General features: G+C 57.2%; 9 protein-coding genes and 1 pseudogene. 7 read left to right on the top strand and 3 right to left on the bottom strand.

The window, feature by feature from the left end; translation table 11 throughout:
• The first annotated feature begins 58 nt into the window (after positions 1–58).
• A complete protein-coding gene (locus tag ACTG3T_RS10190; RefSeq protein WP_439102164.1) occupies positions 59–2473 on the top strand; it encodes a TonB-dependent receptor in 2415 nt (804 codons plus the stop codon).
• 137 nt (positions 2474–2610) lie between these two features.
• On the opposite strand, the gene ACTG3T_RS10185 is transcribed toward ACTG3T_RS10190, so the two are convergent.
• Both ACTG3T_RS10185 and ACTG3T_RS10180 read right to left on the bottom strand, forming a co-directional pair.
• Positions 2611–2775, bottom strand: a complete 165-nt coding sequence (locus ACTG3T_RS10185) for a hypothetical protein (RefSeq protein WP_439102163.1) — start codon at positions 2773–2775, stop codon at positions 2611–2613.
• 156 nt (positions 2776–2931) lie between these two features.
• Positions 2932–4308 (bottom strand): amidohydrolase family protein, encoded by a 1377-nt coding sequence (locus tag ACTG3T_RS10180; protein ID WP_439102162.1) that lies wholly within the window; start codon positions 4306–4308, stop codon positions 2932–2934.
• Positions 4309–4482: 174 nt separating this feature from the next.
• Here ACTG3T_RS10180 and ACTG3T_RS10175 point away from each other — a divergent pair, with 174 nt between their 5' ends.
• On the top strand, positions 4483–5901 hold the full coding sequence (locus ACTG3T_RS10175) for a sulfatase family protein (protein WP_439102161.1): 1419 nt from the start codon (positions 4483–4485) through the stop codon (positions 5899–5901).
• 29 nt (positions 5902–5930) lie between these two features.
• Here ACTG3T_RS10175 and ACTG3T_RS10170 read toward each other — a convergent pair whose 3' ends face one another.
• Complete coding sequence (locus ACTG3T_RS10170; RefSeq protein WP_439102160.1) at positions 5931–7844, bottom strand: gamma-glutamyltransferase family protein; 1914 nt, start codon at positions 7842–7844, stop codon at positions 5931–5933.
• A 146-nt stretch (positions 7845–7990) separates the two neighbouring features.
• Between ACTG3T_RS10170 and dinB the strand changes: the two genes are divergently transcribed.
• From dinB to ACTG3T_RS10145, 5 genes and pseudogenes are all read left to right on the top strand, one after another.
• Complete coding sequence (gene dinB, locus ACTG3T_RS10165) at positions 7991–9088, top strand: DNA polymerase IV (RefSeq protein WP_439102159.1); 1098 nt, start codon at positions 7991–7993, stop codon at positions 9086–9088.
• Between the two features lie 232 nt (positions 9089–9320).
• Positions 9321–10793 carry an agmatinase family protein gene (locus tag ACTG3T_RS10160; RefSeq protein ID WP_439102158.1) on the top strand — a complete coding sequence of 491 codons (1473 nt, stop codon included), beginning with the start codon at positions 9321–9323 and terminating at the stop codon, positions 10791–10793.
• 19 nt (positions 10794–10812) lie between these two features.
• Complete coding sequence (locus ACTG3T_RS10155; protein WP_439102157.1) at positions 10813–11613, top strand: peptidyl-prolyl cis-trans isomerase; 801 nt, start codon at positions 10813–10815, stop codon at positions 11611–11613.
• A gap of 167 nt (positions 11614–11780) precedes the next feature.
• Complete coding sequence (gene urtA, locus ACTG3T_RS10150) at positions 11781–13070, top strand: urea ABC transporter substrate-binding protein (RefSeq protein ID WP_439102156.1); 1290 nt, start codon at positions 11781–11783, stop codon at positions 13068–13070.
• An 87-nt stretch (positions 13071–13157) separates the two neighbouring features.
• A pseudogene (locus ACTG3T_RS10145) lies at positions 13158–13627 on the top strand (urea ABC transporter permease subunit UrtB); the annotation flags it as partial.

The raw sequence follows: 13627 nt of genomic DNA, 5'->3' as shown, positions 1-13627 counted from the left end.
TATGCGTTACTCGTACGAGAATTGACATTGTCAACATAACTCATAAAAGGTGACTCCCATGCCCGCTATAAAATCTCTCAAAGCAATTCCTGCCGCACTTGCAGCCACAGGTTTTGCCGCATCCGTGTCATTGCCCGCAATGGGGCAGGGTGCTGGAATGCTCGAGGAAGTGATCGTGACTGCTGCCAAGCGACAGCAGACACTGCAAGAGATTCCCATCGCTGTGTCGGTTGTGACCGCCGAGGCCATTGAGCAGTCCCAGGTACTGGACGTGAAGGATCTCCAGACGCTGGTACCCAGTCTCCGGGTAACCCAGTTGCAGGGTAGTGCCCAGACTAACTTCATCATTCGCGGCTTTGGTAATGGCGCCAACAACCCCGGCATCGAGCCGTCGGTCGGTGTATTCATCGATGGTGTGTATCGCTCCCGCGTGGGTAGTGCGCTAAACGATCTGCCGAAACTCGAGCGAGTCGAGGTGCTCCGCGGCCCCCAGAGCACACTGTTTGGTAAGAACGCCTCGGCAGGTGTAATTAATGTGGTTACGGCCAAGCCTGACCTTGCCGGACACAGCGGCGAAGTGGGCGTCACTCTGGGCAACTACAACCAAAAAATCGTCAAAGGCTATTTGACCGGTCCCCTCTCCGATAACGTCGCTTTCAGCGTATCGGGCGGCATGAACCAGCGTGATGGTTACTATGACAACCTTGAGCTCGACACCCAGCAGAACGAAATTAATCGCTGGAACATGCGCGGCCAGTTGCTGTGGAACCCGACGGACCGTATGGAAGTGCGCTTGATTGCTGATGCCGACGGCCTCGATGAGGTGTGCTGTGGCGTTGCAAACTTGGTAAACGGACCCACCGGCGCGCTGGTGCAGGCATTGGGCGGCAACCTTGTACCCGAAGAGCCCTTCGCCTACGAGGGTTTTTATGACTTTGATCCGCAGAACCGCATCGACACCCAGGGCGTGTCCATGCAGATCGACTATGACTTTGACAGCTTCACACTGACCTCGATCACTGCCATGCGTAAGCTTGAGCAGTTTGATTTGGGTGATGTGGATTACACCAGTGCTCGTCTGGTGACCCCGGATGCTGCTAACCAACGCGATCTTGAGATTGACACCTTCACACAAGAGCTTCGCCTGACTTCAGCAACCGACGGTCCGCTGCAGTGGATGGTGGGCGCGTTTTACTTTACCGAGGAGCTTGAATCCGAAGGCTCCTTTGGTTACGGCGACCAGTTCCGCGCCTATGCTGACGGTCTTACCGGCGGCGGCGTCTCTGGGGTAGAGGCGGCGCTTGGGCCGATTCTGGGTATACCTGCAGGCACTTTCTTTGCTGAGGGCGCAGGATACCCAAGTGAAACGAGCAGGCTTGATGATGACACCCTGTCGCTATTCGCGCAGGTTGATTTCGACATCACAGATGCCATGACGCTGACCGCGGGTGTTAACTACACAGAATCGGACAAGGAGGCAGCAGTCAGGCTCGAATCGACAGATGTGTTCTCTCAACTGCCCCTCGCGGCTTTTGGTTTGGAGGCACTTACACCGCTACAGTTTTTGCCGCCTTTCCTTAACTTCGGAAATCTACCGGGGGTTGATAACAGCGTCGAGGATGGCAAAACTAACGATAGCGATACAACCTATACGCTGCGCCTTGCTTATGACCTTACGGAGAACATCAACGTCTACGGTGGTGTGAGTACAGGTTTCAAGGCGTCTTCTTGGAACCTCTCGCGAGATTCGCGTCCTTTCCCGGAGGATATTCCTGCGTTGGCTGCAGCGGGTCTTCTGGTGCCGAATCTCTCAGAGGGAACTCGCTACGCGGGTCCCGAGGAGTCGACAGTTTACGAGATAGGATTGAAGGGTGAGTTCGACACGGTGAGTGTGAATGTCGCGATCTTTGATCAAACTATCGAAGGCTTCCAATCAAACATCTTCACTGGAACGGGTTTCGTGTTGGGTAATGCCGGTAAGCAGTCCACGGATGGGGTGGAGCTTGATCTGAACTGGGCACCCACCGATGGTCTGCGCCTTGCCTTTGCGGCAACCTGGTTGGATCCTCTTTATGACGAATTTGTTGGCGCGCTGGGTGAAAATGGTCCTACGGATCTTTCGGGTCAGCAACCTTCAGGGATACCTGAGCTGTCCACAAACACCTCAGCGACCTACAATTTCAACATCGGAGACGCCATGTCCTATGCGCGCATAGAGCATGTCTACGAAGAGGAAGTTCAGGTCGTGGATAATATTCCTGCATCCATCGCCTCCCGTGAGGTCAATATGTTTAACGCGAGCTTTGGAATGACCTTCAGCAACGGCGTTGAGCTGAACTTCTGGGGCCGTAATCTGAATGGGGATGAGTATCTGTTGTCAGCTTTTGCCTCGGTAGCACAGGCCGGCAGCTTCAGCAGCTACCCCAACCAGCCACGGACCTACGGCGCGACGCTCAAGTACAGCTTTGAGTAAGCGATAGCCTCAAGTAGCCTTGCGGGGCCAAGGAAAAAGGGCGATCAAATGATCGCCCTTTTTTTATGCCCGTGTGTGGTCCCATTGCTTACTCCGGGGGAACACAGCTCCCGAAAGTAAATCGGACTGATGCACCGCTATTTCCTGGGGTCCATGATGGCCGCCTTGGCTTTCTCCATATCCACGGCTTCCGTCGCTTTTTCAGTATCTGCGGCATCCATGAGTTTGTTCATGTTCTGTGCCTGTGCGGCAGAAATTGAGAGCAGCGTTGCGGCAGCGATTGAGGTCAATAAAGTTTTCACAGCATATTCCTGATTTGAATTTCTCGATGTAAAAATGATGGCGGGTAACGGTGCAACAGATAATCGGTGCTATCTGCGCAAACCTCTGCCAGGGCGAAGCGCTTATGCGCTCGTCTGACATAACGAACATAGCGCCAATCTTTGCTACTTGTGTGACTATTGTTCTTCCCGATAGTCCCGGACGATCGCCCCGCGAGAAATTACGGCGCGTATGCTTCGGCTGTGGCGAATGTCTTCCAACGGGTTTTGCTGGAGCAATAACAGGTCCGCCCGATATCCTTCAGCGACTTTCCCCAATGTCGCCTCCAGACCAAAAAACTGTGCGGGAACCAGGGTGGCTGCTGCCAGAGCGGTTTGTGTGTCCAGGCCCGCTTTGACCAAGATCTCAAGTTCACGATGGAGGCTGTAGCCCGGCACTGCCCAGCCAATCGGTGTATCAGTGCCCGCTCCGATGGTGACATCGCTGGCAACAAGACGGGGAAGCATTTGCAGCGTCCACTCGCCCTGTTTTCTGTAGCTCTCCGGGTCCATGTAATCCGCCGCCTTGATCCAGTCAACGCGAACAGAAGCCGGAAGTGTGCTGAGAACATCCGTCCAGCCAGCGTCGTTGAAGGGTGGGTGCTGGGTCATGGCATTGAGCCGAGCTGTGGGAACCTGAATGGTGTTGCGAAGGCTCGCCAGTACCCGATCGCAGCGATCCGCATCTTCATTGGCAATGGCGCGGTTGCGCTGGACGGTATGAATGCTTCTTCTGAGACTCATACCATCGCTATCGTTTTCACGACCGCCGGCGAGCATCTCCCGTCGTTCCTCAAGCAGCGCCTCAGCATCGGCCGCGCAGTCCATCTCTACATTTCGCAGGTGCTCCAGGGACTGTACCCGGGGGGCTGCGTTGGAGGCGAGCATGGAAAGGGGCACGTGGGCAGCGATCGGTAGACCGAGCTTGTCTGCCTCCCGAACAAAGGCATCGAACACATCGGGGGTGACCATTTCGTAGATCTTGATGAAATGCACACCGGCCTTGTGAAGCTGTTGCACCCGAAGGCGCGCTTCTTCTGTGGTCACGACACTCTGTCCAATACCCGAATCCTGATCTCCGCCGTAGACTAGGGGAGCGCCATCGAGGAGGGGCCCAGCAAAGAACACCCGGGGCGCTTTGGCGGGGGGCGTGTAGTGGGCGTCCAGAACAGGCAGCAGGCGTTCCAGCTTGCCGCCGGTGTCGCGCACGCTGGTAATCCCATAGTCCAGAAATAGCTTGGACATGACTCCGGTGAAGCGGTCGTCATAGCTCAGATGCACGTGCATGTCCCAAAGCCCCGGGCTTAAAAAACTCCCTGTGCCGTCGATGAGCGTGGCCGAAGAGGGCGCCGCCAGACCTTGTCCCATGGACGCAATACGCCCGTCAACGATGAGCACATCCTGCGTTGCCATGACGCCACTGTGTGCATCCAGCGGGGTGACGTTCCTGATGATTACAGGCTTGGGCGCCTGTGCGAAGGTCATTGTCGCGATGATCATAGTGGTAACAAACACAGCGACAGACCACCATCGCTTCAAGGACCGACAACTCGAACTCCCTGGGGTCGGCGCGCTATAGTGCATGGCATGTTCCTTGTTTCAGAGTCACGAACTATGCCGCGCCCAAGCTTCCAAGTACACAAGGATGTCCCGGGGACTCGCTGGCCTGCGGGCGTTTTTATTTTGTTGATGGCAGTCTTGTTGAATGCCTTTGCATCCGCGGAGGAAAAACCTGATCGACATAATGTGCTGGTGATTTACGTGGATGATCTTGGGTATGGCGATACTGGTGTCTATGGTCACAGCGTCGTCAAAACACCGCATATCGATAGACTGGCCGCAGAGGGAATTCGATTTACCCAGTTCTATGCGCCTTCTGCGTTGTGCTCACCCTCCCGCGCCGGACTGCTCACAGGACGCACGCCCTACCGCACGGGGGTGGAAAGCTGGATTCCCGATGATGCGGCGGTTGCTCTCGGTCGCAACGAAACGACTTTGGCGGATCTTGCGAAAAGACAGGGCTATCGCACGGCCGTCATCGGCAAGTGGCATCTCAATGGGGGGTTGCACATGCAGGACGTGCCCCAGCCCCGGGATTTCGGGTTCGATTATCAGTACGGCCTGGCGGCCTGGGTTAAAAATGCGGCGGTAGCTGATTCCGGGGAGGTGCCCCGGCGTGGCCCCATGTTTCCCGACAATATGTTTCGCAATAACCAGCCCCTGGGACCCACAGAAAAATACAGCGCAGAGCTGGTTAGTGACGAGGCCATTGAGTGGTTAAAGGCGTCAATGGATCCGTTTTTTCTGCTGCTGACCTACAGTGAGGTTCATACCCCCATCGCGTCGCCCCCGGAATATCTCGATCAATACCGGGAGTATCTGACTGACGAGGCAAAGAACAATCCTTTGCTCTATTACTTTGACTGGCGTAACCGGCCCTGGCGGGGCCGCGGCGGGTACTACGCCAACATCAGCTTTATGGACGCGCAGCTAGGGCGGGTGATTGAGCATCTGCGGGGGCGGGGGCTCCTGGATAATACCCTGGTTATTTTCAGCAGTGACAACGGCCCGGTGACCGATGCGGCGCTCACGCCATGGGAACTGGGCATGGCCGGCGAGACCGGTGGCCTGCGCGGCAAGAAGCGCTATTTGTTTGAGGGCGGTATCCGGGTGCCCGGCGTCATTCGCTATCCCGCTCGAATCAAGGCTGGCCGTGTAGAGCCGCGGCCGGTGACGGCCCTTGATGTGTTCCCCACGCTCGCCCGTTGGCTGGATGTAGACGTTGACCCGGATGTACCCCTGGACGGGAATGCGCTATGGCCTTTGATCGATGGCGACAGCTTTGTGCGGGACAAACCGTTGTATTGGTCCATCCCCACGCCGGATGGCATGGAATACGCTGTACGCGAGGGTGACTGGAAGATGATTCTGGATGGTGACGGTGTGCCCCGCCACCTCTTCAATCTCTCTAATGACTGGTATGAGGTGAACAATCTTGTAGACACCGAGACTGCTGTGAAGGAGCGACTTCTCCGCGCCTTTCGGTCTTTCAATCTGTCAGTGGCGAATGATCCTTTAGCGGCGGCGAGAACGACTTCGCCACGCTAAAGGGTGTCCCATCTATTGACGCCTTATCGCTACCAGGCGATGCCGTAATCATCACCGTAGTCGCTGGCTCCGGCCTGGAAGGTTCCCTGTTCAGGATCGATGAGAATCGCTGTGATGGGGCTATAGGTTTTGTCGACAACACCGACGTCATAGCCCATCGCCTGTAGTCGGTCCCGAGTATAGGGCGGCAACTGTCTAGTGACATCCAAACGTCCCGGCTCACTCACATGAGCGCCAAAGGAACTTTGCATCTGATAGCTGGTGACATTGTGTGCCTCTGCCGCTTGCTGGACGTTCATGCCAAACTCCACCACGTTTAAAAAGAACTGCAGCAGGTTCTGGTCCTGAGTGTCACCGCCCTGAACCGAAAACGCCATGATTGGCTCGCCGTCTTTGAGCGCCATGCTGGGCGTCAAGGTGGCGCGGGGACGCTTGCCGGGGGCCACAACGTTGAAGGGGTTGATGCGCTCGTCCAAAACAAAGCTCTGCATACGCTGGCTGAGGCCAACGCCGCTATCGCCCGCAATAAACGCGGGAATCCATCCGCCGGACGGGGTAACAGAAACCACCCAACCATCAGCATCGGCTGCCTGTATTGAGGTGGTGCCGGCGATAAAGCCCTCGTCATGATCGAGTGCTGCCTGCTGAAAACCATCGGAACCGTCCGCATTCGCGGCGGGGGGGATTGGTGACCATTCCTCCAGAAGCTTTTTGAAGGGATTCTTGTCGCCCTGGAATGGGTAGGGGTCGCCGGGCCGCGCACCGGTGTCATTCATCTCCGGGTTGATCAATGCCCGACGCTGCGTAGCGTAGTCTTTGCTAAGCAGGCCTTCGATGGGTTCTGCAGGGGGGAAGTACGGGTCGCCGTAGTAGAAGTCCCGATCGGCGAAGGCGAGGTTCATGGTTTGATAGAGGGTGTGGATATAGTTTGCACTGTTGTAGCCCATGCCCTTGAGGTCCATGGGCTCCAGAATGTTCAGCGCCTGGAGCATCGCAGGCCCCTGCACCCAGGTCGTAAGCTTATAAACGTCGATGCCCTTGTAGTTGGTGCTCACGGGCTCTTCGATGTGCACTTCCCAATTGGCAAGGTCTTCTTCGGTAAACAAACCACCGTGCTCCCGCGTCGCGCTCACGATCTCTTTCGCGATATCACCGCGATAAAAACGCTCATAAGCCGCGTAGATGGCCTCTTTGCGGGATTTGCCGGCGGCCAGGGCTTCGGCTTCCCTATCCACGAGTTTCTGCAGGGTCGCCAGCAGATCAAGCTGCTTGAAAATCTCTCCGCCTTGGGGGGCGGCGCGCTGCTCCGGGTTGCTCTCGTCGAGATGGGGCAGGAATATGCGCTTGGAGTCCGGCCACTGGGCAATGATGTCCCGGCGGCGCTCAATGTTGTCAGCCTGCACGCCCTCGATGGGGTAGCCCTCGGCCATTTGCATGGAGGGCGCCAGCACCTCTGCCAGGCTTAGGCGGCCGTACTCGGCAAGCATGACCATGAGGCCGCCGGGTGTGCCGGGAGTTACCGCGGCCATGGGGCCGTACTCCGGGGGGTATACCATCCCTTTTTCCCGGAAAAACTCCGGTGTCGCGCCAGTGGGAGCCACGCCCAGGGCGTTGATGCCAATGACCTTGCCGGTGTTCGGGTTGTGAATCAGCGCCTGGGTCTCACCACCCCAGCCCAGGGTGTCCCACATGGTAGATGTCGCGCCCAGCATCGCGCAGGCCGCATCCACGGCGTTGCCGCCCCGGGCAAACATCATGGCGCCGGCGCTTGCGGCCAGAGGTTTTCCCGTGACGGCGGCCCAGTGACGGCCGTGGAGAACGGGTTTTGCGGTGCTTTGGGCCTGGGTCGGCGCTGTTGCGGCGACGCTAAGCCCCGTTGCAATGGCCACCGACGCCAGTGTCGGCAATGCCGTTAACAGTGGTTGGAACAGCTTAACAATCATTGTTGTCTCCGAGGTTAAAAGAAGAGAGGCCTCTAAATCTTGAGACTACAGTAAACCATACGCAAGCAACGTCATGTGAATGCCTCTTGCCCGAGTGTCGCAGGGTTCTTAGTATCGTCGCGATGAACCAGGACCCGACTCCCGCGATGCGCAAGATTATTCATGTGGACATGGATGCCTTCTATGCGAGTGTCGAGCAGCGAGACGACCCTGCTTTACGGGGTAAACCTCTGGCTGTTGGGGGGTCGGCAAAACGCGGTGTGGTGGCTGCAGCGAGCTATGAGGCAAGGAACTTCGGAGTAAAGTCTGCAATGCCGGGCGTGACGGCACGGCGTCGCTGCCCGGAGCTGCTGTTTGTGAAACCGCGTTTTGAGGTATACCGGGCGGTGTCGCGACAACTCCATGCCATCTTTGCGCGCTACACGGACCTCATTGAGCCCTTGTCCCTGGACGAAGCCTATCTTGATGTCACCGCCGATATAGCTGGCGTCGGGAGTGCCACGGCGATTGCCGAGGCCATCCGTCGTGATATCCGCAAAGAGCTCAGGCTCACCGCCAGTGCCGGAGTCAGCTACAACAAGTTTATTGCCAAGGTGGCATCGGATCAGAACAAACCGGATGGGGTTTTTGTGGTGCGCCCGGGGGATGGGGCCGATTTTGTGGCGACCTTGCCGGCTCGTCGTTTTTACGGTGTGGGGCCAAAAACCGCGGAGCGTATGTCGGCGCTGGGCATTGAGACCGGTGCGGATATTCGCGGCCAGCCTCTTGAATTTCTGGAACGACATTTTGGCAAGTCGGCGCATTATCTGTATCACGCCAGCCGAGGCCAGGACGATCGCGCTGTGAAGTCTGACCGTGAGCGAAAATCCATCGGCGGCGAGCGCACTTACACAGAGGACTTGCAGGCCGATCAAGCGCTTCGTGACGCTCTGGAGCACATCATCGATATCGTGTGGGAGCGTATAGATCGAAATAACGCCCGGGGACGCACGGTGACGCTGAAGGTGAAGTACGCAGACTTTCAGCAGATCACTCGCGCCCGCTCGGTGAGTCCCCCTGTGGACACGCGGGAAGACTTTGAGCAGCTGTCCCGTGCCCTGCTCGAAGCGCTGTTGCCCGTAGCAAAGGGTGTGCGGTTACTGGGGCTGACCCTTTCATCCCTGGAACCGGCGCAGGAGCGAGAAACGGTCGGGGAATCGGGCGTTGCTGAATCAGGGCCCGTGCAGGAGTCGCTGGCGTTTTGACGGTTGTTGCCCCGATAGTTGGGAGCCTGTTTTATACTCTGCCGCGTAGCTCGGCACAATAATTGCTGCCTATTGGCTGGACGCAAGATAGCCGGCCAGCGAGCTTGAATGGCTTCTCTCGCTTAATTGGGTGACGCTCGCTTCGCCACTAAAGCCCGCTGGCCTTTTGCTGTTCACGTTGCAGGGCGGCCAGACTTTTTTATTGCTCCAGCTCGATTCCAAGGATGAATAGATGAAGTACCCAGGAAGATCCATTGTTTTCAGTGCTTTGCTTTTGGCGATGGGGGCGGCGCAGTCGCTGGCCGATGAGGAGATGCCCGAGATGCCGGAGATTCCGGCGGCTCTTGCTACTGTCATCGATGGCCTTGCGGAGGAAAAGCGCGAGTACCTCATGGAGGAGGGGAAAGGCTTCGCGGGCACCTGGGAAAAGTTGTTTGTGCGTCTGCGGGGTAAATCCCTCGAAGAGGTGGAGGCCTTTGTGGACGCCATGCAGTACCTCGAGGATGCCAGCAAATTTAATCCTGAGACTGACATGGCGTCGATCCCTCTCAATACTGAAGCCGAAGACTTTAATTCCTGGAAGCTTATGAACCCCCGGGCGCTGGCAACCCAGCGTGAGCCCGGTCCCATCCATCTCAGCTATTACGCCCGTGGCGGACGAGGTGGAGTACAAACCTTTGCCGGTGCCCCGGTGGCGATCTATCCGGAGGACCTGATAGCCGGCGATGTGGAGGTGGCGATTGTAGGGGCACCCCTGGATATGGGGACTTACTATCGCGGGCAGCGCTTTGGTCCTCAGGCCATGCGCACAGGTTATTACCAGGCCGGCAATGATATGGCGACTATGGTGAATCCCAGCAAAGTCCTCAGCATCGTGGATTACGGCGACATAGCCATCGACAATATGAGCACCGAAATCAGTGTGCATCACGTTCGGGAGCGCGTTGCCGAGATCGCTAAGACCGGTGCGGTCCCGTTTATTGTGGGCGGTGATCACTCCCTGGAGTATCCGGATATCGCAGGGCTTGCCGATGTGCACGGCAAGGGCAGTTTTGGCGTGGTGCACTTTGACTCCCATTTTGACGCGGGCAAGGGGCAGGCGCACTACATCACCCATGGCCAGCCGGTTTATCGCGCAATAAAGGAAGGGCACGTCAAGGCGGAGAATTTTATTCAGGTGGGTTTGCGCGGTCCCTGGCCCGGCGCCTGGGGTTTTGAATGGATGCGCAATAACGGCATGCGTTACCACCCCATGGCAGAGGTCGAGAAGAAAGGCTGGAAGCAGGTCATGGAGGATGCGGTCCGCGAGGCGCGGGAGGGCACCGAAAAGCTGTTTATCTCCTTTGATGTCGATGTGCTGGATCCTGCCTTTGTACCCGGTACCGGAACCCCGGTGCCCGGTGGCTTGACCATGCGTGAAGCCATTCCCATTGTGCGCGCGCTATGCACTGAGAGTGAAATGATTGGTTTTGAAATCGTAGAGCTCGATCCGCTCTTGGATAACACTTACCGCTCCGCGCTCAACGCGAACTACATTATGCATGCCTGCCTCACAGGCATAGCCATGCGCAAAACCGGTATTACCGATGGCTCCTACCTGTCGGAGCTTTCCACGGAAGACCAGCAGCCCGGGGCGGGAGAAGAGGCGCTGGAAGCGGGTGATGCGGAAGAGATTGATCCTGACTATGGCCGCCCACAACCCTAAGTGAGCAAGCTTGTCACTTATGGTTGACCCTCGTTCTCGTGGAGGCTGGCTCAGGGACCCGCTGTTCGCATTCTTTGCCATCGGTGCGCTTTTTTTTGTTGTCTACGCACTATTGAGCCGCGACTCGACGACGCCCATTACTCTGAGTCAGAGCTCTAAAGCCCTGCTTATTTCGGAATGGGAAATGCTGACCGGTAAGTCAGCGCAGGGCGATGATATCGACGCCATTTTGAACGACTACTACCAGCGGGAACTTCTCTATCGGGAGGGGCTTGCGGCTGAGCTCCATCTCAGCGATGCCAGCGTTCGCGAGCTGATTATTGAACTCATGCAGCAGCGCGTTACCGGTGAGATTGTCGAGCCGACGCCTAAAGATCTGGTTAACTTCTACACAGACAACATGCAGCGTTATTACACCGAGGCCAGCATCAGCTTTTCGCAGCAGGTGTTTTTGTCAGAGCCTGAAAACCCGGAACAATTTCGCGAACAGCTGAATCAGGACGGTGCAAAGCCCGGGGCCGTGCCCTGGCAGGGCACAGACTTTCCTGACTATGGCGTTAGTATGATTCGTGGTCTCTTCGGACAGCCGCTATTGGAGGTGCTTCAGGGGCTTGCGTCTGGAGAATGGTGGGGCCCCTATGAGTCCCGTCAGGGTTGGCATTATTTTCGTGTCACAGATCGCAGCGCGCCGCAGCTCCTGCCCTTTGAGCGCGTTCGAGACCAGGTGCTTGCCGATTATCAGGCCGCTGCGGTAGCGCAGGCGGTCGCCGATTTTACGGATGCACGGCGATTCCAATACCCCTTTGTGGTCGCTCCCTGAATAGCTAACTATCGCACCGTAATAGTGCGATTTGGTCATTCCCTGCCAAAAACTGGTGCGCAAGCGCTGTGGTTTGGAGCGCAAGGCCCAGAGCGCGGTCGGCTTACCATGGCTCGGGTTTTGCAGCGGTCATCGGATAACTTACTGATTGCCCGGAGTCATCGTTTATGCCCCTGCCGCTTCAAAAAAGTCTGACCTTTATTCTGCTTTTATGTCTGTGTTCTGCGGGGGCTCGCAGTCAGGCGCCGGAGCCTATTCGCGTGGGTGTGCTCCATTCTTTGTCCGGCACGATGGCGATCAGTGAAACCACTCTCAAAGATACGGTGTTGATGCTCATTGCGCAGCAGAATGCCCGCGGCGGCCTGCTGGGTCGACCGCTCGAGGCAGTGGTAGTAGATCCGGCGTCTGACTGGCCGCTCTTTGCGGAGAAAGCGCGGGAACTGCTGGTGCGTGAACAGGTTGACGTTGTTTTTGGCTGTTGGACCTCGGTTTCACGTAAATCCGTGCTCCCGGTTTTTGAGGAGCTCAACGGGTTGCTTTTTTATCCTGTGCAATATGAGGGTGAGGAGTCTTCGCGAAACGTGTTCTACACCGGCGCCGCACCGAACCAGCAGGCGATACCGGCGGTGGACTACCTCATGTCACAGGGTGTGGAGCGCTGGGTGCTCGCCGGCACCGACTATGTCTATCCCCGTACCACCAATAAAATTCTTGAGGCTTATCTCGCCCAAAAAGGTGTCGCGTCTGAGGATATCCTCGTGAACTATACGCCCTTCGGACATTCTGACTGGCAGAGCATTGTTGCGGAGATTAAACGCTTTGGCAGCACCGGCGCCAAGACGGCCGTGGTATCGACGGTTAATGGCGATGCCAACGTGCCTTTCTATAAGGAGCTCGCCAATCAGGGGGTGAGTGCGACGGACATCCCCGTCATCGCGTTCTCTGTGGGTGAAGAAGAGCTCTCAGGCATCGACACGGGTCCCCTGGTGGGTCACCTCGCCGCTTGGAATTACTTTATGAGCGTGGAGGAGGATGCCAATTTCGACTTTATCGATGAATGGCTGGCGTTCATCGGCGATGACAATCGTGTGACCAATGATCCCATGGAGGCTCACTACATCGGCTTTAATATGTGGGCCAAGGCGGTAGAGGCAGCAGGAAGCACAGATCCGGATGCGGTGCAGGACGCGATTATCGGCGTTAGCGTACCTAACCTCTCCGGTGGCATGGCGACCATGCAGGCGAATCATCATATTAGTAAGCCGGTACTCATCGGCGAGATCCTCGACGACGGACAGTTTCAGGTGGTTTGGCAGACACCAGAAACCGTGGCCGGCGATGCCTGGTCCGATTATCTGCCCGGATCACAGGATCTCATTGCGGACTGGAGTGCGCCCCTGCGCTGCGGTAACTACCAGCAGGACGAGGAGCGCTGTCTGTCGCAGGACACTGAGTAGGCGGCCGGCGGTCCCTCCGCTACGCCCCCGGCCTGATGCCATGCATTTGCTGCGCGCTCGCTTTTCGCCCCTGCGAAACCTGATGCTATGTTGATACTGCGCGCTTTGTTTCTGTGCTTGCTGTTTAGCGGTGCCGCTCAGGCTGACACCCTGCGCGACTGGGTAAATGACTTGGGCCAGGCCGACGCCGCCCAGAAACGTGAGCTACTCGCAAAGATCGCAGCCAGCGGTGACGAAAAAACCGATGCGGTATTTGATGCGGTCTCCCGGGGGGCCTTGTACCGCGATCGAAGGAATAATGCGGTAGTGCTTGCCGAGCGGGACGGCTCCAGCTATCAACTGAGCGATGTGCTTACGGGAGAAGCCCTGGGTACGGCCGGTCGTCGCGATGTGCGTCGCGTTGCCATTGACAACCATTTGCGGGCGGAGCTGCAAAGTCTCCAGGCCATGGCGAAGCTGTCTTCGAAGGACGTGGAGCAGCGTGCAGAGGCTATCGCCCTTATTCTTGCAGCCCCTACGGACGCGGCGCTGAAAGCGCTGGCTGCGCGGGAGTCGCT

The organism is Congregibacter sp., assembly GCF_965660375.1.
GTDB lineage: Bacteria > Pseudomonadota > Gammaproteobacteria > Pseudomonadales > Halieaceae > Congregibacter.
Note: the sequence above shows the minus strand (reverse complement) of the source record. Positions and strands in the feature narration are given on the sequence as shown.